The organism is Ureibacillus manganicus DSM 26584 (assembly GCF_000772945.1).
GTDB classification, from domain to species: domain Bacteria; phylum Bacillota; class Bacilli; order Bacillales_A; family Planococcaceae; genus Ureibacillus; species Ureibacillus manganicus.
In genome coordinates, this window is sequence record NZ_JPVN01000080.1 from 1 (window position 1) to 248 (window position 248).

2 tRNA genes are annotated in these 248 nt (G+C 48.0%); both read right to left on the bottom strand.

Features of this window, described 5'->3' with window-relative positions:
- Window positions 1–32: 32 nt before the first annotated feature.
- Window positions 33–106, bottom strand: a tRNA-Trp gene (locus CD29_RS19465).
- A 6-nt stretch (window positions 107–112) separates the two neighbouring features.
- Window positions 113–196, bottom strand: a tRNA-Tyr gene (locus CD29_RS19470).
- Window positions 197–248 lie beyond the last annotated feature (52 nt).

Sequence of the window (248 nt, forward strand, 5' to 3'; positions counted from 1 at the left end):
AGAATGTACTTGTAGAAATAAATAAAAAAATTTGGCAGGGGTAGTAGGAATCGAACCCACACCAAAGGTTTTGGAGACCTTCGTTCTACCTTTAAACTATACCCCTAAAAACTGGTGGAGGGGGACGGATTCGAACCGCCGAACCCTAAGGAGCGGATTTACAGTCCGCCGCGTTTAGCCACTTCGCTACCCCTCCAAGAAATGGTGCCGGCGATAGGAGTCGAACCCACGACCTACTGATTACAAGT